22 protein-coding genes are annotated in these 23076 nt (G+C 71.4%); 6 read left to right on the forward strand and 16 right to left on the reverse strand.

Annotation, left to right across the window (positions count from 1 at the left end):
* Positions 1-68: 68 nt before the first annotated feature.
* The 6 genes from ABEA43_RS49500 to ABEA43_RS49525 form a co-directional block, all read right to left on the reverse strand.
* Entirely contained in the window at positions 69-2573 is a 2505-nt protein-coding gene (locus tag ABEA43_RS49500; protein WP_345573074.1) for a sugar phosphate nucleotidyltransferase, read from the reverse strand.
* A gap of 4 nt (positions 2574-2577) precedes the next feature.
* Positions 2578-3159, reverse strand: a complete 582-nt coding sequence (clsA, locus tag ABEA43_RS49505; RefSeq protein WP_345573075.1) for a cardiolipin synthase ClsA — start codon at positions 3157-3159, stop codon at positions 2578-2580.
* A 171-nt stretch (positions 3160-3330) separates the two neighbouring features.
* Entirely contained in the window at positions 3331-3918 is a 588-nt protein-coding gene (locus ABEA43_RS49510; RefSeq protein WP_345573076.1) for a phosphoribosylanthranilate isomerase, read from the reverse strand.
* Positions 3919-3928: 10 nt separating this feature from the next.
* Positions 3929-4345: a hypothetical protein gene (locus tag ABEA43_RS49515; RefSeq protein WP_345573077.1), complete on the reverse strand. Its 417-nt coding sequence runs from the start codon at positions 4343-4345 to the stop codon at positions 3929-3931.
* Positions 4346-4487: 142 nt separating this feature from the next.
* Positions 4488-5165 carry a response regulator gene (locus tag ABEA43_RS49520; RefSeq protein ID WP_345573078.1) on the reverse strand — a complete coding sequence of 226 codons (678 nt, stop codon included), beginning with the start codon at positions 5163-5165 and terminating at the stop codon, positions 4488-4490.
* On the reverse strand, positions 5162-6766 hold the full coding sequence (locus ABEA43_RS49525) for a sensor histidine kinase (protein WP_345573079.1): 1605 nt from the start codon (positions 6764-6766) through the stop codon (positions 5162-5164). Before ABEA43_RS49525 ends, ABEA43_RS49520 begins: the two co-directional genes overlap by 4 nt.
* Positions 6767-6895: 129 nt before the next feature.
* On the opposite strand from ABEA43_RS49525, the gene ABEA43_RS49530 reads away from it, so the two are divergent.
* Both ABEA43_RS49530 and ABEA43_RS49535 read left to right on the forward strand, forming a co-directional pair.
* Positions 6896-7486 carry a class I SAM-dependent methyltransferase gene (locus ABEA43_RS49530; protein ID WP_345573080.1) on the forward strand — a complete coding sequence of 197 codons (591 nt, stop codon included), beginning with the start codon at positions 6896-6898 and terminating at the stop codon, positions 7484-7486.
* Positions 7487-7512: 26 nt separating this feature from the next.
* Entirely contained in the window at positions 7513-8694 is a 1182-nt protein-coding gene (locus ABEA43_RS49535) for an acyl-CoA dehydrogenase family protein (protein ID WP_345573081.1), read from the forward strand.
* Here the strand turns inward: ABEA43_RS49535 and ABEA43_RS49540 are convergent.
* The 5 genes from ABEA43_RS49540 to ABEA43_RS49560 all read right to left on the reverse strand — a co-directional run bounded on the left by ABEA43_RS49540 (position 8652) and on the right by ABEA43_RS49560 (position 11924).
* Positions 8652-8864, reverse strand: a complete 213-nt coding sequence (locus tag ABEA43_RS49540) for a hypothetical protein (protein ID WP_345573082.1) — start codon at positions 8862-8864, stop codon at positions 8652-8654. The genes ABEA43_RS49535 and ABEA43_RS49540 overlap by 43 nt on opposite strands.
* 71 nt (positions 8865-8935) lie before the next feature.
* Positions 8936-9715, reverse strand: a complete 780-nt coding sequence (locus tag ABEA43_RS49545) for an enoyl-CoA hydratase/isomerase family protein (protein ID WP_345573083.1) — start codon at positions 9713-9715, stop codon at positions 8936-8938.
* 119 nt (positions 9716-9834) lie between these two features.
* Entirely contained in the window at positions 9835-10749 is a 915-nt protein-coding gene (locus ABEA43_RS49550) for an alpha/beta hydrolase (protein WP_345573084.1), read from the reverse strand.
* 9 nt (positions 10750-10758) lie between these two features.
* Positions 10759-11442 carry a gamma-glutamyl-gamma-aminobutyrate hydrolase family protein gene (locus ABEA43_RS49555; RefSeq protein ID WP_345573085.1) on the reverse strand — a complete coding sequence of 228 codons (684 nt, stop codon included), beginning with the start codon at positions 11440-11442 and terminating at the stop codon, positions 10759-10761.
* Between the two features lie 107 nt (positions 11443-11549).
* On the reverse strand, positions 11550-11924 hold the full coding sequence (locus tag ABEA43_RS49560; RefSeq protein WP_345573086.1) for a hypothetical protein: 375 nt from the start codon (positions 11922-11924) through the stop codon (positions 11550-11552).
* Positions 11925-12463: 539 nt separating this feature from the next.
* On the opposite strand from ABEA43_RS49560, the gene ABEA43_RS49565 reads away from it, so the two are divergent.
* Complete coding sequence (locus ABEA43_RS49565) at positions 12464-13543, forward strand: globin domain-containing protein (protein WP_345573087.1); 1080 nt, start codon at positions 12464-12466, stop codon at positions 13541-13543.
* Positions 13544-13774: 231 nt separating this feature from the next.
* Positions 13775-15226: a sialidase family protein gene (locus tag ABEA43_RS49570; RefSeq protein WP_345573088.1), complete on the forward strand. Its 1452-nt coding sequence runs from the start codon at positions 13775-13777 to the stop codon at positions 15224-15226.
* 33 nt (positions 15227-15259) lie between these two features.
* Here ABEA43_RS49570 and ABEA43_RS49575 read toward each other — a convergent pair whose 3' ends face one another.
* Complete coding sequence (locus ABEA43_RS49575) at positions 15260-16060, reverse strand: helix-turn-helix domain-containing protein (RefSeq protein WP_345573089.1); 801 nt, start codon at positions 16058-16060, stop codon at positions 15260-15262.
* A gap of 151 nt (positions 16061-16211) precedes the next feature.
* Between ABEA43_RS49575 and ABEA43_RS49580 the strand changes: the two genes are divergently transcribed.
* A complete protein-coding gene (locus ABEA43_RS49580) occupies positions 16212-17291 on the forward strand; it encodes a WD40/YVTN/BNR-like repeat-containing protein (protein WP_345573090.1) in 1080 nt (359 codons plus the stop codon).
* Positions 17292-17294: 3 nt separating this feature from the next.
* The gene (locus ABEA43_RS49585; RefSeq protein ID WP_345573091.1) at positions 17295-17603 is read left to right on the forward strand and encodes a ubiquitin family protein; all 309 of its coding nucleotides are present in this window, start codon (positions 17295-17297) and stop codon (positions 17601-17603) included.
* Positions 17604-17668: 65 nt separating this feature from the next.
* Here the strand turns inward: ABEA43_RS49585 and thyX are convergent, their stop codons facing one another.
* The 4 genes from thyX to ABEA43_RS49605 form a co-directional block, all read right to left on the reverse strand.
* Entirely contained in the window at positions 17669-18403 is a 735-nt protein-coding gene (gene thyX / locus ABEA43_RS49590; protein WP_345573092.1) for an FAD-dependent thymidylate synthase, read from the reverse strand.
* A 118-nt stretch (positions 18404-18521) separates the two neighbouring features.
* On the reverse strand, positions 18522-21158 hold the full coding sequence (locus tag ABEA43_RS49595; protein WP_345573093.1) for a M4 family metallopeptidase: 2637 nt from the start codon (positions 21156-21158) through the stop codon (positions 18522-18524).
* Positions 21159-21361: 203 nt separating this feature from the next.
* Positions 21362-22141, reverse strand: coding sequence for an ABC transporter permease (locus tag ABEA43_RS49600; RefSeq protein WP_345573192.1), 780 nt, complete (start codon positions 22139-22141; stop codon positions 21362-21364).
* On the reverse strand, positions 22141-22974 hold the full coding sequence (locus ABEA43_RS49605) for an ABC transporter ATP-binding protein (RefSeq protein ID WP_345573094.1): 834 nt from the start codon (positions 22972-22974) through the stop codon (positions 22141-22143). Before ABEA43_RS49605 ends, ABEA43_RS49600 begins: the two co-directional genes overlap by 1 nt.
* Positions 22975-23076: the final 102 nt, after the last annotated feature.

A 23076-nucleotide genomic window follows, 5' to 3' on the forward strand; every position in this document is an offset into this window, starting at 1 on the left:
GCGGCACTCTCTGTGCACGTCATCGGCAAAGCCTTTCCGGACCCGCCCGGTCACGCTGCGTGACCGCATCAGGTGGCGGCGTTCTCGACGATGCGGGCCCAGCGTTCGAGCAGGGCCTGGGCGCCGTCCATGTCGGAGGACTCGGCCCACAGGTCGGTCACGGGCTCGGCGGCGGCGGGCAGGACCAGCACCCAGCTCCCGTCGTCGTGGGCCACCCGCACCCCGTCGGTGGTGTCGATGCGGTAACCGTCCGGCTCGGCCTCGGCCGCCTCGATGACCGAGCGCATGACGGCGCCCTTGGCCGCCCACGGCGTGGGCACGGTGCGCTTGAGCAGTTTGACCTCGGGGATCCTGGCATCGATCTGGCTGAGCGACAGGCGGGTGCGGGCGACCAGCCCCAGCAGGCGCATGAACGCGGCCAGCCCGTCGATGGCCGGGCTGAACTCCGGGACGACGAAGCCGCCGCGCCCGTCCGCCGCGAAGATCATGTCGGGACCGGCGGCGGCGGAGGTGAGGGCGTCGAGCGCGGTGGAGGTCCACTGGACCTGGACGCCGTGGAAGCGGCAGACCTGCTCGGCGACCCGGGTCGTGGTGACGGGCAGGGCCACCTGGCCGCCCCTGCGCTCGGCGGCGACGAGGTCGAGCACGACGAGCAGGGCGCGTTCCTCGTTGATGAGCTGCCCCATCTCGTCCACCAGGGCGATCCGCTCGCCGACCGGGTCGAACCTGACGCCGAACGCGGCCCTGGACGAGCTGACCAGCTCCGACAGGCGTTGCAGGTCGCGGCGGCGCTCGGCCAGCGTCTCGGTGGGAGAGACGTCGTCGAGGCGGGCGTTGACGGTGAGCACCTCGACGCCGACCCGGCCCAGCAGGGTGGGCAGGACCAGCGACGAGGTGCCGCCCGCGCAGTCCACGACGACCTTCATGTCCTTGACGCCGGTCACGCCGATGTGGCGCAGCAGCTCGTGGGTGTAGTCCTCGACGGCCCTGGCCGGGTAGTGCAGCTCGGCGATCTCGCCGGGGAAGGCGCGGCGGAACTCCTGGCGGGAGAAGACCCGCTCCAGCTTGCGCTGGGCGGCCGGGGGCAGGTCGGCGCCGCGGGCGTCCATGATGACGATGTCCACGCTCTGCGGGTCGCCGGGCGTGGTGCGCAGCGCGATGCCGCCGCCCGCCGACTCCCTGGCCGTGTGGAAGCGCGTCACCGGCAGCGGGGAGGCCTCCAGGTCGAGCACGTTGATGGCGCTCGCGGTCAGCGCGCCGTTGACGGCCCTCTTGAGCGCCCTGGCGGCCAGGGAGCAGTCGCGGGAGGTGACGACGTAGTCGCCCTTCTTGAGGGTGGTGGCGTACGCGCTGGCCAGGCGGACGCACAGCTCGGCGGTGATCTCGACGTTGACCAGCCCGCTGACGCCCCTCGGGCCGAACAGGTTGCGCTGGCCCCGCGACTCCCAGATGACGCTGGTGTTGACGACCGCGCCGGCCTCGATGGTCTTGAACGGGTAGATCTTGACCCCGCTGGAGACGTACGCCTCGGCCTCGATGACGCATTCGTCGCCGATGACGGCGTTCTCCTCGATGCGGGCGCCCGCCATGACGTCGGTGCTCTTGCCGATGACGCAGCCGCGCAGGTGGGCGCCGGGGCCGAGGTAGACGTTGTCGTGGACGATCGCGCGGTGCAGGAACGCGCCCTCGCGGACGACGGCGTTGTTGCCGAGCACGGTGTACTCGCGCAGCTCGGCGCCCGCCTCGACCTTGGCGTAGTCGCCGATGAGCAGGGGCCCCTTGAGCACGGCGTCGGGATCGACGGAGGCCGAGTCGGCGACCCAGACGCCGGGTGAGAGCTCGAAGCCGCCGATGTCCAGCTTGACCTTGCCCGACAGGGCGTCGGCCTGGGCCTTGAGATAGCTTTCGTGGGTGCCGACGTCCTCCCAGTAGCCGTCGGCCACGTAGCCGTAGATGGCCGCGCCGCGGTCGAGGAGGGCGGGGAAGACGTCCGAGGACCAGTCGACGGGCTCGCCGGCGGCCACGGCGTCGAGGACCTCGGGCTCCATGACGTAGATGCCGGTGTTGACGGTGTCGGAGAAGACCTGGCCCCAGGTGGGCTTCTCCAGGAAGCGCTGCACCCGGCCCTCGTCGTCCACGATGATGATCCCGAACTCCAGCGGGTTGGGGACGCGTTTGAGGCCGATCGTCACGAGGGCCGAATTTTCGCGATGAAAACGGACCATGTCGGATAAATCGATATCCGTCAGGGCGTCGCCGGAGATGACCAGGAAACGGTCGTCGCGGAGGCGGTCGGCGGCGTTCTTGACGCTGCCCGCGGTGCCGAGCGGGAGGTCCTCCGTGGCGTACTGGAGGCTCATGCCGAGCTCGTCGCCGTCGCCGAAGTAGTTGCGGACGAGGGCGGCCAGGAACTGGAGGGTCACCACCGTCTCGGTGACGCCGTGCCGCTTGAGCAGGCGGAGCACGTGCTCCATGATCGGGCGGTTGACCACGGGAAGCAGGGGTTTGGGCTGATTGGCGGTCATGGGACGCAGCCGAGTGCCCTCTCCGCCGGCCATGACGACCGCCTTCACCCGATCACTCCTTTTTGGCCGAGGCTACGAGCTGGCGCACCTGTACCACATACAGCACCCCCGCCCACCAGTACAGGCCCGTTCCCCACAGCGCGAACGCCCACCCGACGATGCGCGCTATATCGGCATACCACCCAGTGTGGGAGGCAAGGAAGAGGAGAGGGAAGGCGTACATGAGGTTGAACATGGCGGCCTTGCCCAGAAAATGCACTTGAAGTGCCTTGTAGCCATGTTTGCGAAGTACGGGGAAGAAACAGGCGACGAAGAGTTCGCGGCCCACGATGACGGCCACCAGCCACCACGGGATGACGTCGCGCAGCAGGAGCGCCAGGATGGTGGCGAAGACGTAGAGCTTGTCGGCGGCGGGGTCGATGATCCGGCCGAGGTTGCTGGTCTGGTTGAACGCCCTGGCGATCTTTCCGTCGAGCCAGTCGGTGAAACCGGCCACCGCGAGGACCCCGATGGCCCACCCGTCCGCCTTGGGCCCGAGAACCAGCCAGAGGAACACGGGGACGCCCAGGAGGCGCAGGAAGCTCAGCAGGTTGGGAACCGTCCAGATTCGGTCCTCGGCGGAAGTTTCGCTCACGCAGCAGACCCTACTGCGTGGAACTCCAACACAGCGGCCCCGCCCATGGCCGTCTGTTCCAGGCGTTTCGCACCGGCGGCCCGATCACCCCGGGACGAGACCGACCAGACCCGCCTGAGCGGCCACTCAGGCGCCCCGCTGAGACCGGCTGAGACCGGCTGGGTGGCGGGGTCAGGGGCGGGCGGCGGCGAGGAAGGCGGCGATGAGCGCCGGGTCCTTGACGCCCGGCGAGGTCTCCACGCCGCTGGACACGTCGACGCCCCACGGCGCGGCGGCCGCGACGGCCTCGGCCACGTTGGCCGGGCCGAGGCCCCCCGCCAGCATCCAGCGGCCCGACGGGCGGCCGCGCACGGCCGCCCAGTCCCATGGCTGCCCGGAGCCCGCGTGGGGCGCGTCGACGATGAGCAGGTCCTCGTCGAAGGCCCCGCAGCGCAGGTCGGCCGCCGCGTCCACGGCCCTGACCAGCGAGCGGCCGAGATCCTTCAGTGCCGTGAAGTCGCCGTGCGGATGCTTGCCATGGAGCTGGACGGCCCGCACCCCGGACACCAGCGCCGCGACCCGCACCGTCTCGGGGTCCTCCCCGCGGAACACCCCGACGGTCAGCACGTGTCCGGGGACGAGCGCGGCCAGCTCGGCGGCCCGCTCAGGGGTCACCCTGCGGGGGCTCCTGGTCATGACGAACCCGATGGCGTCCGCGCCCGCCTCGACGGCGGCGGCCACGTGCTCGGGCTCGCTCAGCCCGCAGATCTTCACGTACACGCCTCTGACTCTAACGGCGGCGGGCTGCCGCCGGCGACCAGGCCCAGATCAGCACGGCGGTGATCAGGCCGAACAGGATCACCCCGTTGGGCAGGTGCGCGCCCAGCCACAGCCAGGTGAAGTGCTGGGCGGCCCCGACGACGAACAGCCCCGCGCTGGCCAGCGCCGGCCAGCCCGCACCGCGCCCCGGACGCCAGACGAGCACGGCCAGGACGATCTGCACGAGCGCCACCAGGTGGACGACCATGCCGGCCAGCACGTGGGTCTCGAGCATCGAGTCGGACCCCACCGCCTGGCCGGCGAACGAGGCCGCGACGACCAGGGCGGCCGCCTGGGCGAGCACGGCGATGCGCAGGCCGTAGAGCAGGCCGGCGGAGACCTGGCCGCCCGCCTTCGCGGGCTGGGGCTTGACGACGGTTTCCGGCATGGTGATCAGTGGTCCTTTCTTCGTCGGAAGGACCACATGCTCGTGGCGCGGACCGCGAGCGGTCGTCAGCCTGCGGGATGACCCGCCGGTCCGCCCGCTGGGGGATCCCCCGTCCGCGGCGGAGAGCCCGGGCGGCGGGGCGTCAGGCGCGGGGCGGGCGTACCGGGCGGAAGGAGGCGTCCACGAGGCCGGTGCGGTGCGCGACGACGGCGGCCTGGATCCGGTTGCGCAGGCCCAGCTTGTCCATGGCGGCGGCGATGTGGGTCTTGACCGTCGTGACGCCGATGTGCAGCTCCTCGGCGATCTCGGCGTTCGACAGGCCGGTGCCGACCAGGGCCAGCACCTCCAACTCCCGCTCGGTCAGCCCCGTGGGCGCTTGGGGCGCGGCGGCCTGCTCCTCCGCGTCCAGGAAGCGCTCGACGACCCTGCGCAGCACGGAGGGGGCGAGCAGCTGCTCACCCGCCGCCGCCCTGCGCACGGCGTCCACCATGCGCTCCGGCTCGTCGTCCTTCACCAGGAAGCCGACGGCCCCGGCGCGCAGGGCGGCGTAGACGTTGCCGTCCTCCGCGAACGTGGTCAGCACCACGATCCTGGACTTCGGCCGGACCGCGAGCTCGCGCTTGATCGCCTCCAGCCCGTCGACCCTGGGCATCCGCAGGTCCATGAGGATCACGTCGGGCAGGTGGCGTTCGGCCAGGCGTACGGCCTCGGCTCCGTCCTCGGCCTCGCCCACGACCTCCATGTCGCCCGTGGCCTGCAGCAGCATCCGCACGCCCGCGCGTACGAGCGCCTGGTCGTCGGCCACCAGCACCCGGATCACGCCGCGCTCCCGGGGGTCAGGCGCGCGGGCAGGCTCGCGGCCAGGAGCCAGCCGCCGTCGCCGTCGGGACCGGCGCTGAGGGTGCCGCCGACGGCGCGGACGCGCTCGCGCATGCCCGCCAGACCGCGGCCGGAGGAGGGCAGGCGTTCGATGGCGGTGGGCGGGCGGCCGTTCTTGATCTCCACGGTCAGCCCCTCCTTCGACGGGGTCACGGCGACGCGGACCCGCGTGCCGGGGCCGGCGTGTTTGAGCACGTTGGTGAGCCCTTCCTGGACGATACGGGCGGCGGAGGCCCGGGCGATCAGCGGGGCGTGGTCGGTGGCCGGATCGAGGTCGAGGTCCACCACGAGACCCGCGGCGGCCATCCGCTCGGCGGACTCGCGCACCACGTCGGCGGGGTTGGCCAGCAGGTCGGGCTGCTTGTCCGGGTCGCGCAGCAGGTCGAGCAGGTCGCGCAGGTCCTGCAGCACCTGGTGCCCGGTCTCGCGGATGTCGGAGAGCGCGTCGGCCACGGGACCGTCGGGGGCGGTGTAGCGGGCGGCGCTGGCCCGCAGCACCATGGCGCCGACGTGGTGGGCCACGATGTCGTGCACGTCGCGGGCGATGCGCTCGCGCTCGGCGAGCTGGTCGGCGCGGACCTGCGCCAGCGCCGCCTTGGCGGACTCCTCGGCGCGCAGCCGCTCGGCGGCGGCCGCGGACCGGCGCGCACCGAGGTAGCGGCCGATGGCGATCGGCGTGGCCACCAGCGTCATCAGCACGCCGACGCGGAACGGGGTGACCTCGGTGTCGTCGGCGACGACGGCGATCGCGGTCAGCAGGCAGCCGGCGGCGTAGGCGACCGTCATCCAGGCCCAGGAGCCGACGCGCATGGCGAACACGCCGATCGCGATGAGGGTGAGGATCACGCAGGTGTTGACGGCGTCGTTCAGATAGATGTCGGCCGAGACGAGCAGCACGCCCTGCAGGAGGAAGACGAGCCCGGGGAACCGCCTGGCGATGCCCAGCGACAGCCCGCCCACCACGGCGAGCAGACCGGCGACCCAGACGGGCTGCGGGCCGGAGTGCCACGTGGTCCACGTGCTGAGCACCGTGATCGCCACCCCGCCGGCCGCCAGCAGCGCGTCGGGGGTGACGTCCCGCTCCTCCAGCCGCTCGGCCGAGCTGCGCAGGTACGCCCCGAGCATGGCCGGGAAGACCGGCAGCAGGACGGAGTACATCCACATGCTGCTGGTGATGGAGATGCCGGGATCGGCCATGTTGAACGCGGTGGCGGCGATCGTGGGGATCACGGCCAGCAGCGTGGCCCGCCAGCCGGAGCGGTAGCCCGCCACGCCGATGGCCACGCAAATGAGAATTTGCGCAGTATTGGAGGTGAACGACCCGATCTGGTCGGTGACGAACAGCAGGACGGCCAGGTAAAGGGTGACCGGCACGGGCCAGCGCCTGACCAGGCCCATGGGCAGGCCGGCCAGCAGCGCCATCGGGATGTTCATCTCGGCCGGCAGGTACGCCGTATCGCCCACGTGCCAGGTGGTCAACAGGTCCAGGCCCACACTTGAGGCCGCGACCAGGACATCCAGCGGCACGCCACGCCAACGCATGCGCACACGCTATCCGCCCGGTGTGCGGGGCTGATCCTCCGTGCGGAGGACCCCATCTCCTCCTATTGGCCGCCAGGTCCGACCTCGAGGGGGAGCGCTTCACCCGGATCTTCCCTTTAGATTCGTGTCATGTCCAACGACACCGCACTGTTCCTCGGTCAGTTCCTGCGCGCCCCCGCCAGCATCGGCGCCGTCGCCCCGAGCTCGAGACAGCTCGCCGCGGCCGTCTGCGCTCCCATTCCCGAGCGTGGCGAGCCGACCGTGGTCGAGCTCGGCCCCGGGACGGGCTCCTTCACCGCGGAGATCCAGCAACGGCTGGCCGGCCGCGGCCACCATCTGGCCGTGGAGCTCAACGAGCCCATGGCCGAGCGGCTGGCCACCCGGTTCCCCGACGTGGACGTGGTGCACGGCGATGCGGCTCAGGTGGGCGAACTGCTTCGCGAGCGCGGGCTGAGGCAGGCGGATGTGGTGGTGAGCGGGCTGCCGTGGGCGGCGTTTCCGCTGGAGCTCCAGCAGGACTTGCTGTCCGCCGTGGCGACCTCGATGAGCCCGGTGGCGGCGTTCACCACGTTCTCCTACATTCACGCCATCCCGCTCAGCTCGGCCCGGCGCTTCCGCGACATGCTGGCCGAGCGCTTCGAGGAGGTCGTGCGCGGGCGTACGGTGTGGCGCAACACACCGCCGGCCTTCGTGTTCCACGCGCGGAGACCTCGACCCTGATCCGAACGTGATTCTACGATGGTGTGATGGATTTCACCCTTCCCGAGAGCGCCCAGGCCGTCCAGCGGGGCATCGGCGACATCTGTTCCCGCTACGACCTGGATTACTGGCAGCGCTGCGAGTCCGACAAGCGCTGGCCTGAGGAGGTCTGGGAGGAGCTGGCCAAGGGCGGCTGGCTGGGGCTGGCGGTGCCGGAGGAGCACGGCGGCGGCGGTCAGGGGCTGCTGGAGCTCGCGGTCGCCACCGAGACCCTCGCGGCGTCGGGTGCGGCGGGCGGCTCGGCGTTCACGTACGTGCTGACGCCCGGCTTCGGCGCTCTCACGATCGCCCGGCACGGCACCGCCGGGCAGCGGGCCGACCTGCTGCCCCGGCTGGCCACCGGTGAGGTCGAGACCTGCTTCGCGCTGACCGAGCCGGACGCCGGGTCCAACGCGCTGGCGATCACCACGTCGGCCCGGCGGGACGGCGGCGAATACGTCGTCAAGGGGCAGAAGATCTGGATCACCGGCGTGCAGCGGGCCACCTGGATGCTGCTGGTGACCAGGACCGTCCCGGCGGCCGAGGCCGGCTCGCGCACGCACGGGCTGACGGTGTTCCTGGTCAACGTGCCCGAGGCGGTCGCCGCGGGCACCCTGACCTACCGGCCGATCCCCAAGCTGGGCGCGAACACCACGCCGTCGAACCTGGTCTTCCTCGACGACGTACGGGTGCCGGCCGCCAACGTGGTCGGTGAGGTGGACAAGGGCGCGGCCGTGCTCTGGGACATCCTCAACCCCGAGCGGATCCTGCTGGCCGCCTCCGCGCTGGGCGGCGCCGAGGTGGCGCTGCGGGTGGCCGTCGGCTACGCCAAGGAACGCGAGGTGTTCGGCCGCCCGATCGGCGCCAACCAGGCGATCGCCTTCCCGCTGGCCCAGGTCAAGGCCAAGATCGAGCTGGCCCGCCTGATGATCTACAAGGCCGCCTGGTCCTTCGACCGCCGTCTGCCGTGCGGCACCGAGGCCAACATCGCCAAGCTGACCGCCTCGCAGGCGGCGTGGGAGGCGGCGGACGCCGCGTTCCAGACGTACGGCGGGATGGCGTACTCGCTGGAGTATCCGGTGGCCAGACTGCTGACCGACGCCCGGATCGGGAAGGTCGCACCTGTGACCGAGGAGCTTCTGCTCAACTACCTCGCGACCCAGGTGCTGGGGCTGCCGCGCAGCTTCTGACCGCATCGGGGGGAAATGATCTCCTCCTCCTCTGCTGTCCGGTGGACCGTCCGCCGGTCGCGCCAGGCGATGAGCGCCGCTGCTTCGTCCCCCGGAGCGGCGTTCTCGGCCTCGGCGGACAGGCTCTCGGTGCCGGCGCGGCCGAGCTGGCCGGCCACATCCTCTGCCATTACGGCCGCTACCCGAGCGTGGGGGAAGCACACCCGCTGCCGCGTCCCCCGCACTCGGGTAGCGGCCGCGCTCAGCCGAACGACGGGGGCCGCTTCTCCCTGAGCGCGCGTACGCCCTCGGCCACGTCGGGGCCGGTGAATCCGAGGAACTCCATGGCCAGCGAGGCGTCGAAGGAGGGCCCGGCCAGGCGCAGCCAGTTGTTCAGGGAGTATTTGGTGAGCCTGATCGCCTCCTGCGCGCCTCCCGCGAGCTTGATCGCGATCTCCATGGCCTTGTCGTGCACCTGGTCGTCGTCCACGCACAGGCTGACCAGGCCCATCCGCTCCGCCTCCTCGCCGGTGACCGGCTCGCACAGCAGGAGGTGGTATTTGGCCTTGGCCAGGCCGCACAGCAGCGGCCAGATGATCGCGGCGTGGTCGCCGGCCGCGACGCCGAGCCTGGTGTGCCCGTCGATGATCCGCGCGGTGCGCCCGGCGACGGAGATGTCGGCCAGGAGGGCGACGGCGAGCCCGGCTCCCACGGCCGGGCCCTGGATGGCGGAGACGATCGGCTTGGAGCAGTTGAGTACGTTGTAGACGATGTCGCGGGCCTCGGCGAACACGCGCAGCCTGGTGGCGTGGTCGCGCGTCATCTCCTCGATCATCGACAGGTCGCCGCCCGCGGAGAACGCCCGGCCCTCTCCCCTGACCACGATCGCCCTGACGCTGTCGTCGCGGTCGGCGTCGCGCCAGACCTCGCCCAGCTCGCGGTGGGCGGTGGCGTCCACGGCGTTGACCCGGCCCGGCTCGCTGATCGTGATCCGCAGCACGCCCTCGGCCGGGATGTCGATCTTGAGCTTGTCGTAGGTCACAGAGCCTCCAGCGGGCGCTCGGCCACGTAGTCGTCGGTCACAGCGACCCTCGCAGGCGCTCCGCCGCGTCATAGCAGGTCACAACGACCCCCACAGGCGCTCCGCCACGCAACCGTCGGTCACAGTGACCCCCGCAGGCGCTCGGCCACGTAGTCGCGGGCCTCGACCGCCTGGTCGAACAGGCCCGGCAGGACGAAGAACGAGTGGACCGCCCCGTCGAACCTGCGGATCTCGGCCGGCACACCCGCTCCCGCCAGGCGGTTGGCGTACCGCTCGCCCTCGTCCCTGAGCACGTCGCACTCGGCGGTCACGACGGTCGCGGGGGCCAGGCCGGAGACGTCGGGCAGCCGCAGCGGCGACAGCCGCGGGTCGTCCGGGTCGGCGCCCGCGGCGTATTGCCGGGCGAACCACGCCATCTCGGCGGCGTCCAGCGCGAAGCCCTTGCCGAACTCCGCGTAGCTGGGCGTGTCCATCGCCACGTCGAGCACCGGGTAGACGAGCACCTGGTGCGCCAGCCGCAGCCCGGCGTCGCGGGCCTGCCAGGCGGCGACGGCGGCGAGGTTGCCGCCCGCGCTGTCGCCGATGACGGCCACGCTGCCGTTGCTCTGGTAGAAGGCGGGCCTGGCGAAGATGTCGCGCACCACGGTCCAGGCGTCGTCGGCGGCGGCCGGGAAGGGATCTTCCGGGGCCAGCCGGTAGTCGACGGACACCACCACCGCGCCGGTGCGGATGGCCAGGTCGCGACCGGCCGCGTCGTTGCGCTTGACGCTGCCGAAGACCCAGCCGCCGCCGTGGAAGTAGACCACCACCGGCAGCAGGCGGTCGCCGGGGTCGGCGCGGTAGATGCGGATCGGCACGCCCTCGGCCCGCTCGTCGCGGACGAAGGGGAGCTTGGTGTGCGGCCCCCGGTGGGCGGCCAGGCCGTCCTGCTCGCGCATCTCCCGGATCTCGGCCGGGCCGAGCGTGGCCAGGTCGGTGTTCAGATCGGACGGGTAGAGGGCGAGGTAGTCGCGCGACTGGCGGTGCAGCGGCATGATCGCAGCCTAGCGGGCCGCCTCGATGAACGCATCGAAGAGCCGATCGTCGCTTCGCTCCGGGTGCCACTGCACGCCGACGCCGAACTTGTGCCCCTGCAGCTCGATGCCCTCCACGATCTGGTCCTCCGCCCATGCCACGGCCAGCAGGCCGCTGCCGAGCCGCCGGACGGACTGGTGGTGCGGCGCGGTCACCTCGATCCGGTCGCCGACGGCCTTGCCGAGCTTGCTGGACACGCTGACCTGGATGGTGTGGCTCGCGCCCGGCTCGCCGTGCAGCTCGCTGTCGAGCACCTCGGGCAGCCACGGGATCAGGGTGCCGCCCTGGGCGACGTTGAGCACGTGCATGCCCCTGGCGATGGCCAGGATCGGCACGTCGGCCTTGACCGCGGCCCTGGCCAGGGCCAGCTCGAACCGGTCGCGGTGCGCCTGCGCCTCGGGCACCCGCTCGTCCTGCTCGCCGCCGTAGGAGCTCGCGGCCAGCTCGACACCGCCCGCCAGGACCACACCCCGGAGTCCCTGTACGTAGTCCTCGATGGCGTTCAGGCCGAGGGGCGGCAGCACCACGGGGGCTCCTCCGGCCCGGCCGACCGCCTTGGCGTAGGAGGGAGGGGACAGCACGGCCTCGCGCACCCAGTCGCTCCAGCGGGCGGCCTCGAAGTAAGCGGTGATACCGATCAGCGGTCGGGACATGCGATCTCCAGGGGGCATGGTGGAGTTCGTGTCGCCATCGGCGCGCCGGAGAGCGCCTCCGGCGTGATGGCCACACGCCCATCATGGCGCACACTCTTTCCGATATGTCACCCCTCCCCAAGATCCTCTTCTGCCGCCGGACCGAAATGTGCCGCGATCATCGCAGGTGGGACCCCAAGTCCGGGCTCGTGCTCGGACAGACGGGAGGAGGTCTCGATGATCAACCGTGTCAGGACGGTCACGGTCGCGGGGCGGGTGTCGAGGAGCTCGTCCAGGCGCGCCCGCCAGGCGCCGGCTTCGGCGTGCGTGGCATCCGACCGGGCCTGTACGCGCATCCGCGTCTCGTAGAGCCGCGACTGGTACATGATCCCCAGGCGGTGCCCGATCGTGTCGCTGAGCCACCAGTAGGCGTCCGTGTCCGCGGCGAAGACGAAGATCCGGGCGCCCTCCCACGCCACGCGGCGGGGATGGAGGGCTGCCATGGCCGGATGGTACGCCCGCCCCGGCCGGGACGGAACGGCCTGCGGCGATCTCAGCAGGGCCTGTCCACGACGCACACCCGGCCCTTGACCTCCCGGCTCCCGTCGGCCCCAGCCGCCCCGGTCTCGGCGGGCCCGGTCTCGGCGGGCCCGGTCTCGGCGGGCCGAGGGCCCGTCTCGCTGTGGCCGCCAGCGTGCGGCGCCGGATTCTTTCTTGGGCCTGACCGCCGCACTAAACCGAATGAAAGCGAATATGACTTACATTCGCATTCGTTGTCCGAAAAAGAGCGGAAACCGAGCGCAGAGAATCACAGATCGGCTACCGATAGTTCGCTTCGCACCGTATTGCGGGGAAACGGTTGTGACGCGTCATCGGTGGTGTAAGACTCATTTTGAACGCGTCGGATGTGCCGGGGCCCGCCGCGCGTTCGCGACCCGGAACCGTCAGGGAGGTGAACGGCAAGGCCGGAATGCGTTTCCGGCCAATAGGTGGAGTTGGATATATGTCGTTGAATCCGCGCCTGGTAAAAGAGAGTTTCTCCGTGGTCGAGCCGGTGGCCGACAAGGCCACGGCCTACTTCTACGGCCGGCTGTTCGCTGAGAGCCCGTACCTGCGAGGCATGTTCCCGCCCGCCCTGGACGTCCAGCGTGACCGGCTGTTCAGCGCGTTGACCCGGATCGTGTGGAGCCTGGACAGCCCGGACAGCCTCGCGGGCTTCCTGGGCCAGCTGGGGAGGGACCACCGCAAGTACGGGGTGCTCGCGGAGCACTACACGGCCGTGGGCAACGCCCTGCTGGCCACCATCCGCCGCTTCGCCGCCGACATCTGGGACAACGAGATCGAGGCGGCCTGGGTGGCGGCGTACACGGCCGCGGCCAATCTCATGATCGAATCGGCGGAGTCGGACTCGGGGGTCTCCCCCGCCTGGTGGCTGGCCGAGGTCGTGGACCACGAGCAGCGGCATCGCGACATCGCCGTGCTCACGCTGCGCCCCACGCAGCGGCTGCCGTACACGGCCGGCCAGTACGTCAACGTGCAGACCTCGCGCTGGCCGCGCGTCTGGCGGACGTTCTCGATCGCGAACGCGCCGCGCCCGGACAACACGATCAGGCTGCACGTGCGCTCCGTGCCCGGCGGCTGGGTGTCCACCACGCTGATCAGGCACACGCGCATCGGCGACACGCTCATGCTGGGGCCGCCCATGGGCACGATGGCGCCGCGCGAGAGCAGCATGCGCGACATGCTGTGCGTGGCGGGCGGCACCGGGCTGGCGCCGCTGAAGGCGATCATCGAGGACGTCATCGCGTCGGGCCGCCGCCCCAACATCCACCTCCTGTACGGCGCCCGCACGGCCGACGAGCTCTACGACCTGCCCGACCTGATCAGGATGGAGTCGTCGTTCCCGTGGCTGCGCGTGCTGCCCGTGGTCTCGGGCCAGCCCGGGTACGACGGGATGCGCGGCCACCTGCCCGAGGTCACGCAGCGCTTCCACTCCTGGGCCGAGCACGACGTGTACGTCTGCGGCCCGCCCTCCATGGTCAACGAGACCGTACGCCGCCTGCAGATCGACGGCGTCCCCCTGTCGCGGATCCACCGGGACATCATCCAGGCGGAGCGCTGACCCTTTTACCTGCGCCGTCTACTGGGCCGCCCCCATGAGGTTGCGGCTGGGCCTTGGCGGCGGGGCAAACCGGGCTTACCTTCCCATTGATGGATCTTTTCCCGAAGGAATGCCCTTCCGCAGGTCAGACGGGGAGATCCACCCCGCCAGGCAGCTCATCATCTGATCAGGAGGTTGACAGCGCGAGTCGGACGTGCGATCTGGAATCTGACCCGCCAAATGAGGTGAACAGTGTTATCACCCGCCAGGCGCCGAGGAATCGGCGGATTTCTGACCGTTCCGGCCGTCACTGTCGCGACTCTGCTCCTGCTCACCTCCCCCGCGTCCGCGAGCGTCCCGCTGACCGAGATCGGGGCCGATCCGTACACGAACGCCACCAGCCAGCACGGCACCCAGGCCGGCCCCGACAGCCACCAGTCGGGCTCCACCATCGTGACCGCGCAGCAGGCCGGCCGGTTCTCCGACGGAGGGTCGTCGGGCATCGCGTTCGCCACGTCCGCCGACGGCGGCGCCTCCTGGACGAAGGGCGTCCTGCCCGGCATCACCACGTTCGGCGGCGGGCCGTACCAGCGGGTCAGCGACCCGTCGGTGGCCTACGACGCCAGGCGCGGCGTCTGGCTGATCTCCTCGCTGGCCCTCACGGACGCGGGCGGCGTCGTCGGGGCGGCGGTGCTCACCAGCCGGTCCACCGACGGCGGCCTGACCTGGGCGGCCCCGGTCATGACCGCCCCCGCCGAGGCCGGCGACCTGGACAAGAGCTGGATCGCCTGCGACAACACCCCCGCCAGCCCCTTCTACGGCCGCTGCTACACGGCCTTCGACGACCATGCGGCGAACAACGCGATCAGGCTCGCCGTCTCCTCCGACGGCGGCCTGAGCTGGGCCGTGACCGGCACCCCCGCCGCCGGCCTGGGCGGGCAGCCGGTCGTGCGGCCCAACGGCGTCGTCGTGGTGCCCTACCTGGGCAACGACAACGAGATCCGCGCCTTCCGCTCCCGCGACGGAGGCGCGAGCTGGGGCGCGGACGTGCTGGTGTCGGTCGTGGAGCGGCACACGGTGGCGGGCGGGCTGCGCGCCTCGCCGCTGCCGTCGGCGGAGACGGACGCGGCCGGCGCCGTGTACGTCGCCTGGCACGACTGCCGCTTCCAGGTCGGCTGTACGGGCAACGACATCGTGCTCAGCAGGTCGGCCACCGGGGCGGCGTGGGGGCACGTCATCCGGGTCACCGGCGACGGCGGCGACCACTTCATCCCCGGCCTCGGCGTCGACCGCGCCACCTCGGGCGGCACGGCCAGGCTCGCCCTCACCTACTACCGCTATCCGGCCGCCGACTGCACGGCCGCGACCTGCCGGCTCACGGTCGCCTACACCTCCTCCACCGACGGCGGCAGGGGCTGGACCGCGCCCACGCAATTACAGGGCCCGATGGCGCTGGACTGGCTGGCGAACACCGGCCAGGGCCGGATGGCCGGCGACTACGTCTCCACCTCCATCGTGCCGGGCGGCAACGCCTTCCCGGTCTTCACGGCGGCGTCGGCCCCGTCGGGCGGGGCGCTCGACGTGCGGACGTACACGGTCGCGGGCGGGCTGCCGGTCACGGGCGCCGGCCCCGCGCCGCTGGCGATCGAGGCGCCCGTCTCGACCGGGGAGACCGTGCCCGCCCTCCCGACGACGTCCCGCTGACGCCAAACCGGCCGAGCCCGCTGGGCGGGCCGGTCAGGACGGGTGGCGGAAGGCGGCGGCGGTCTCCTCGTCGCTGGGCCAGAACGTCTCGATGGCCAGCTCGGACACCGTCACGTCCACCGGCGTGCCGAACGTCGCGATCGTCGTGAACATCGACAGCACCCGATCGCCGGCCGCGATCCGCAGCGGCACCAGGATGTCGCCGGGCCCCGGCGCGTGCGCCACGTTCAGGTCCACGCCCGGGTAGGTGTAGGCCGCCAGCTCGTCGTGCAGCTCGGCCAGCCGCCCGTCGCCGGACACCTCGGCCTGCCTGCGCAGCTGGTACAGCAGGTGGGCCCGCACCTCGGCGAGGTTCAGCAGCTTGCCGCCCATCGCGTCGGGGTGCAGCGACAGCCGCATCACGTTGACCGGCTCCTTCAGCAGCTCGGCGGGCACCCCCTCCATGAACATGGCCGCCGCCGAGTTCGCCGCCACCAGGTTCCAGACCGCGTCCACCACGACCGCCGGGTACGGCTCGTGCCCGGCCAGGATCTTGTCCAGCGCCTGCCGGACGAGGTGCATCTCGGGGGCGCGTACCTCCCGCTCGGGATAGATCGGTGCGAACCCCGCCGACACCAGCAGCCTGTTGCGGTGCCGCAGCGGCACCCCCAGCTCCTCGGCCAGCTTCAGCACCATCTCGCGGCTCGGCCGGGCCCGCCCGGTCTCCAGAAAGCTGATGTGGCGGGCCGAAACCCCGGCCTCGATCCCGAGGTCGAGCTGGCTCACCCGGCGTCGCTGCCGCCATGAGCGCAGCAGCTCCCCGAAAGACGTCTCTTGTACGGCAACAGCTCCCATACCCGGCACGCTACCGGCAACAGGGAATGGCGGCGATTACCTCTCAGGTAACGCCGAACCGGACAACGTGCCGTGGGGCGAATCTCCCAGTCTTCGGCGACTGTCGGTGCTGCGTGGCACGATGGCGGCAAGCGAACATGGGAGCGATGCTATGAGTGACGCAGTGCTCGCGATCGGCACCCGCAAGGGCCTGTTCCTCGCCCGCTCGACGGACGGCGGCCCGTTCGAGATCGAGCCGATCCAGTTCTCCACGGTCGCGGTGCCCTCGGTGGCGATCGACACGCGCGGCACCACACCCCGGCTGCTGGCCGGCATCGAATACGGGCATTTCGGTCCGTCCGTCCTCTATTCGGATGACCTCGGGAAGACGTGGGGGGAGGCGGAGCAGCCGCCCATCGCCTTCCCGGAGAAGACCGGGGCGACGCTGACCCGCGTCTGGCAGCTGGCGCCCTCGCCGTCGGAGCCCGGCGTCGTGTGGGCCGGCACCGAGCCGGGCGCGCTGTTCCGCTCGGAGGATCGCGGGGTCACCTACCGGCTCGTCGAAGGGCTGTGGGAGCACCCCCACCGGCAGCACTGGCAGCCGGGCGGCGGCGGGCTGTGCCTGCACACCATCGTCAACCACCCGGCCGACCCGCAGATCATGGCGGTCGCGGTCTCCACCGGCGGCTTCTACCGCACCACCGACGGCGGCCTGACCTGGGAGGCGGCCAACCACAACATCCGTGCCCCGTTCATGCCGGAGGGGCAGCAATATCCGGAGTTCGGGCAGTGCGTGCACAAGGTCTCGATGGACCCCGCACAGCCCGACCGGCTCTACCTGCAGCACCACTTCGGCGTCTACCGCAGCGACGACTTCGGCGGGAGCTGGCACGACATCGGCGCCACGCTGCCCTCCGACTTCGGCTTCCCGATCGTGGCCCATCCGTCGCGGCCCGGCACCGTCTACGTGCTGCCGCTGACCGCCGACATGGACCGCACCCCGGTCGGGCACCGCTACCGCGTCTACCGCAGTGACGACGCGGGCGCGACATGGCAGGCGTTCGAGGAGGGGCTGCCGGAGGGTCCCGTCCACGCGACGGTCCTGCGCGACGCGATGACGGCTTCGGAGGCGGGGCTGTTCCTCGGCACCCGCGACGGGGAGGTCCACTGGTCCCGCGACGACGGGGAGACGTGGTCGCTCGTCGGCCGCCATCTGCCCGACGTCCTCACCGTGCGCGCGGCGGTGCTCTAGTCGATGGCGAAATCCGTGACGATGGTGGTGTTCGTGCTGCCCAGCTCGCTGCGGCGGTGGGTGAGCGGGATGACGGAGGTCAAGGTCTTCGCGGTCGGCGCCGACCGCGACTCCCCGCCCACCCTGGGCGCGGCCCTGGACATGCTGCGGCGTACGCATCCGTTGCTGGAGGAGCGGCTGCGTGACGACTACGGGCGCATCCGCCGGCACATCAGCATGATCGTGTGCGGCGAGAACGCGCGGGGCCTCGGCGGCCTCGACTGCGCCCTGCCGCCGGGGGCCGAGGTCTACGTCCTGCCGGCGCTCGCCTGAGGACGATCCCGCGGTCGCCGGCCGGTCACCACGGTGGAGACCGGCCGGCATCCGCACGATCTAGATCACGGGCAGACCCGCCCGTTCGCCTCGAACGCCGCGTGGGTCAGCGGCATGAGCTCCGCCCACAACGTCTCCATCTTCTCGGCGACCATCTCGATCTCGCGCTGGGGGAACGACGGGAACGTGGAGTCCTCGCGTTTGACGCGGAGCGACAGGAAGTTCATCAGGGCCCGGGCGTTGCACGTGGCGTACATCGAGGAGTAGAGGCCGACCGGGAGCACCGTGCGGGCGACCTCGCGGGCCACCCCGGCGTCGAGCATCTCCAGGTAGGACTGGTAGGAGCGCCGGTAGCTGTCCTGCGTCGCCTCGGTCACCAGCTTGTGCTGCTCGGGGGTGCCGTCCTCGAACACGTATTTGCCGGGCTTTCCCTCCTGCACCAGCTTGCGGTCGGGCCCGGGGACGTAGAACACGGGAACGAGCTGCCGGTAGCGGCCGGACTCCTCGTTGTAGGAGAACGTCCGGTGGCGCATGAACTCGCGGAAGACGAAGATCGGCGCGCTGACGTAGAAGGTCATCGACGAATGCTCGAAGGGTGTGCCGTGCCTGTCGCGCATCAGGAAGTTGATGAGGCCCTTCGAACGCTGGGGGTCGGCCTCGATCTCGGCCAGCGAGCTCTCGCCCTTCGTGGAGACGCGTGCCGCCCACAGGACGTCGGCGTCCGACGCGGCGGACTTCACCAGCTCCACGTCCATGTCGCCGCGGAACGTGATCTCGGTCTCGGGTTCGACAGTGCCCATGCAGAGCCCCCGCTCGGGTTGGGTGTTTGTGACGGCCCAAGCAAACCAGGTCCCGGGCCCGCGCGCGAGTCGGCGCCCGCCGCCCCCTCACAACGGTACGGCGGGCGCCGATGCCAGGTCAGCAGCGGTGCACGGCACGCTCGCGGGTGACCAGGTCCGTGTCGGCGGCCGTGCCGTCGAGCCACAGCACGCGTCCGCCCTCCCCCGCCGCGAACAGGAGCTGCTCTCCCCTGTTGCAGGAGTAAGGCGCCGCAGCGCCGCCCGAGATCGGGACCTGGAGGAGCTTGAGCAGGTTCTCGTTCGTCACGGTGAAGTCACCGGGGTAGTGACTGATGGTGGCCAGCTGGTCGTTGGCGTCCAGATAGATCGTCTGCGGCGCCTGCGGCCCGTCGGCGACGATCGGCGTCGAGCCGGTGCCGTCGGCGCCCGCCCGCATGATGCCCGCCCGGCCGTCGCGGTCGGCGTCGTAGAGCCAGACCACGTGCCTGGCGGTCATGACGGGCAGTCCCGAGATGGCCGGGACGTCGCCGGCCGGCGGCACCTCGGGCAGCACGACCTCCTTGCCGGTCGCCAGGTCGCGGACGACCGGGGTGCTGTGGTCGTTCTCCCCCTCGAACCAGACCCGCAGGTAGGCGAGCCGGCCGCCGCTGATCGAGGGCGTCAGGCCGTGCACGCCCGCCTGGGCGGTCAGGTTGACCGGCGCGGCGGCGCCGCGCTTCAGCCACAGCTCGGTCTCCCCCGTGGCCGGGTCGTCGGCCGACCAGGCGACGGTGTCGCCGGAGATCGCGACGGCGTGGACGTACCCCTGCGAGTCGTGCAGGACCGTGGAGGGCGCGCCGCGGTCGAGGGGGCGCGTCCTGATCTGGATGCTGTCCGTGGCGGGGACGTAGGACAGCCAGGCGCCCCGCCTGCCGTCGGTCACGGGCAGCCAGTTCCACTGGGCGTTGTCGGAGAGCGTGGCGGGCCTGCCGCCGATCCGGCCGGTGAGGATCGAGGTGGGGCCGGCGGCGTCGGCGGTGGAGTTCGTCACGACGTACCGGTCACCTGTCAGGCCCGGCGGGTCGAAGGCGTCGGTGAGCCCGTCGATCACGACCTTGCTGTCGGTGCGGATGAGCCGCTCCCAGCCCGGCCTGATGCCGTGCCGGTCGAACGCCCGCGCGATCGTGAGCCGGTCGCGCCCGCTGAGCCCGGCGGCGCGGGCCGCGGACTCGACGGCGCGGCGGCCGTCGGTGAAGTCGTCCAGCGGCGTCATGTACTCCGTCAGCGCCTTGTAGGTGACCTTGTCGAACCCGGCCCCGAGCTGCTCCCTGGCGTCCCAGAGCGCGCCGGAGAAGATCGTGGAGTTGAGGTGCACGCCGCCGGTGTCGACGCTCACGGTGACGCCGATGTAGTCCTCTACGGCGTTCCTGTCGTCGTCCAGGTCGCGGAACACGCACTCGGCGGGCGGCAGCGTCTTGCACAGGCTCTCGCCCAGCAGGCTCGCGTCCGGATCGCTCATGGGGATGCCGAGCGCGCCGGTCTGGATCGCGTTGCCGAAGTAGTCGGCCAGGCCCTCGTTGATCGCGCCGGACTGGCCGAGGTAGACCAGCTCGGCGCTGTGGGTGATCACGCCGTGCGTCATCTCGTGGCCGACCACGTCCAGGCTCGCGGCGAAGGAGTGGAAGTCGGCCCCGCCGTCGCCGTAGACCATCTTGGTGCCTTCCCAGAAGGCGTTGGCGAACGGCTCGCCCATGAAGGTGACGTTGACGACGGACTGCATGGTGCCGCCCGCGCCGTCGAGCCCTTCGCGGCCGAGGCCCCGGTAGTACTCGTACACCTTGCCCGCGCCCCAGTGGGCGTCCACGGCACCGCTCTCGGTGTGCTGCGGGCCGAAGACCGGCGTGGGCGACTCGGCCGGCTCGGTGCCCGGCGGGATGCCCGGGGTGAGGAAGCCCTGGACGTCGGCGCCGGCCGCGTCGTAGGTGAGGATCTCGCCGGTGGCGCCGTTCCACATCGGGCGTGACCTGTCACGCAGCTCGTAGGCGCCGTCGGCGCGCTGGTAGGCGTTGAGCGGGACGGCCTGCCCGTGCGCCGTCTGGCCGCTGCCCGTCACCGGGCCCTCGTACCGCAGCCGGTCGATGCCGAACAGCGGCCGTCCCGAGTGGGCGTCCACGTACGCGTCCAGCAGCACCGGCCGCTTCTTGACCCGGTCCGCGCCGGCGAGCGTGACGTGCCAGGCCAGCACGCCCTTCCCGCGCGGCACCACGACCAGCTCGCCGGGCGTGGCCTTGACCGTCGCGCGCACGTGGCGGTCGGCGACGAGCCGGGATCGGGCCAGCTTCGCCGCCGCCTCGGCGGTGACCACCGGCTTGGGATCGACGCTCAGCTCGGTGAGGAAGCGCCCGCCGGCGCCGGTCACCTCGCGCTGGGCGCCGTCCTTGCGGAAGTGGACGAGGTACTGGCCGCCGAAGACGGGCAGGCCGCGGTAGCGCTGGCCGAACCTGACCGTCTCGTCCTGGCCGTCCACGACGGTCCGCAGCGGCACCAGGTCGGCCGGGTCGAGGTGGTAGCGCGGGTCGGCCAGGTGCTCCCTGGCCGCCGCGACGGGGTCTCCCGCCCGCGCCGGCTCGTCGAGCCCGCTCACCTCCGCGGGCGCCTGCGTGCCGGCCCGCGCCTGCACGTCGGGCTGCGGCGGGTCGTCGGCTGCGGCGACTCCGGGTACGGACAGCGCCAGGCATAAAGCCGTGGCGGTGAGGGTGAAGGGACGCCAGGACACGACACCTCCAGGTGTGCGTAGGTTTTCTGGCGACCCGATCATCACCGCAGATTTGACAAAGAGACAAATAACAATTCGATTACCCGTTTGCGGAAATTTCCATTACCTCTTTCCGGAAGGCGGCAAGCAGTGCGGAAACGTGCCGGGGGGCCTATCTCCGCCGCCGCGAATTACGCCGGGATCGAGCGAGTGACGGCGTCCGTTCAGGTGATGTCGCGGCGCAGCGTGGTGACCGAGGCGAGGGCCGAGAAGACCAGTGCGTAGCCGAGCAGCACCGCCCCGCCCGCCCACGCCGGCAGCAGGTACGACGTGTCCAGCCCGAACCCGACCCCCACGTTGGTCAGCGCCGCCGTCGCCCCGCCCGGCGTGAACTTGCCCACCGGCTGCAGCGCCGGGATCGCGTTGACGATCGAGTCGACGATGTAGACCCAGGCGATGACCGCGATGAGCGCCCCGACCTGGTTCCTGATCAGCGCCCCGAGCCCGAGCCCGAACAGCGTGTAGAGCGCCAGGACGGCCAGCACGCTCGCCGCGACCCGCGCGATCGTCGCGGTGAACACCAGGTCGCCGCCCGCGGCCAGCACGGTCCCGACGATCGCCAGCCCGGTCAGCGCCAGCACCGCCAGGCCGAGCAGCACGCCCACCACCAGGGTCGCGGCGAGCTTGGCCGCCACCACCCTGACCCGCTTGGGCGCGACGAGCAACGTGGTGGTGATGGTCTGGTACCGGTATTCGGAGGTCATCATGACGACCCCCAGCACGGCCGCGAACAGCGAGCCCCCGGCCCCCGAGCCCCACAGCGACTCCTGGAACGCCGCGGTGCCGCGGGCCGGGATGACCGCCTGGCCGTCGGGCCCGCCCTGCCCGGCGAAGGCGATGAAGAAGCCGAGCGAGAGGCCGACGTAGGCGAGCATGACGATCAGCATCACCCACCACAGCCTGGTCGTGACCACCTTGAGCAGCTCCGCGCGGATGAGCGCCATCACGCCTGCCCCTCCCCTGTCAGCTCCAGGAAGACCTGCTGCAGGTCGCCCCGCTCCTGCGTCATCTCGGTCAGCAGGATCCGCTCGTCCAGGGCGATGCCGCCGATGCTCTCGACGTCCAGGCCGGTGACCCTGAGGGTCTCGCCGGCCGCCTCCACCTGGGCGCCGTGCCGCTCCAGCACGGGCCGCAGCTCCTCCGGCTTGGGCGTGCGCACCCTGATGACGGGCGCGCCGCCGTTGGAGACGAGCTCGGCCAGCGTGCCCTGCCGGACCAGGCGGCCCTTGGCGATGATCACGACGTTGTCGACGATCTGCTCGACCTCGGCCAGCACGTGGCTGGAGACCAGGACGGCGGCTCCCCGTTCGTGCGCCAGGTGGCGCATGAAGCCGCGCAGCCATTGGATGCCCGCCGGGTCGAGGCCGTTGGCGGGCTCGTCGAGGATGTACACCTTGGGGTCCCCGATGAGGGCGGTGGCCAGCGCGAGCCGCTGCCGCATGCCCATGGAGAAGCCCAGCACCCGCTTGCCGCCCACGTCGGCCAGGCCCACCTGGTCCAGGGCCTCGCCCGCGCGCGACCGGGGCAGCTTGGCGGCCGTGCACAGCACCCGCAGGTGGTTGTACGCGGTGCGTCCCGGGTGGAAGTTGGTGGCTTCGAGCACGGCGCCCACTTCGCTGAGCGGGTGGTCGAGCTCGACGTAGCGCCGGCCGTTGACCAGCGCGCTGCCGGAGTCCGCGGTGACCAGCCCGAGCAGGCTGCGCAGGGTCGTCGTCTTACCTGCCCCGTTCGGACCTAAATAGCCCGTTATCGTGCCGGATTCGACAGTAAATGACACCCCGTCCACCGCGCGTACCGGACCGAATGACTTTGAAAGGTCTCGTATCTCGATAGCACTCATGGTGTGGCGATTATCCGCAATCAGCGGTAAAGCGCACCT

This window comes from Nonomuraea rosea, from assembly GCF_039539705.1.
Taxonomy (GTDB): domain Bacteria; phylum Actinomycetota; class Actinomycetes; order Streptosporangiales; family Streptosporangiaceae; genus Nonomuraea; species Nonomuraea rosea.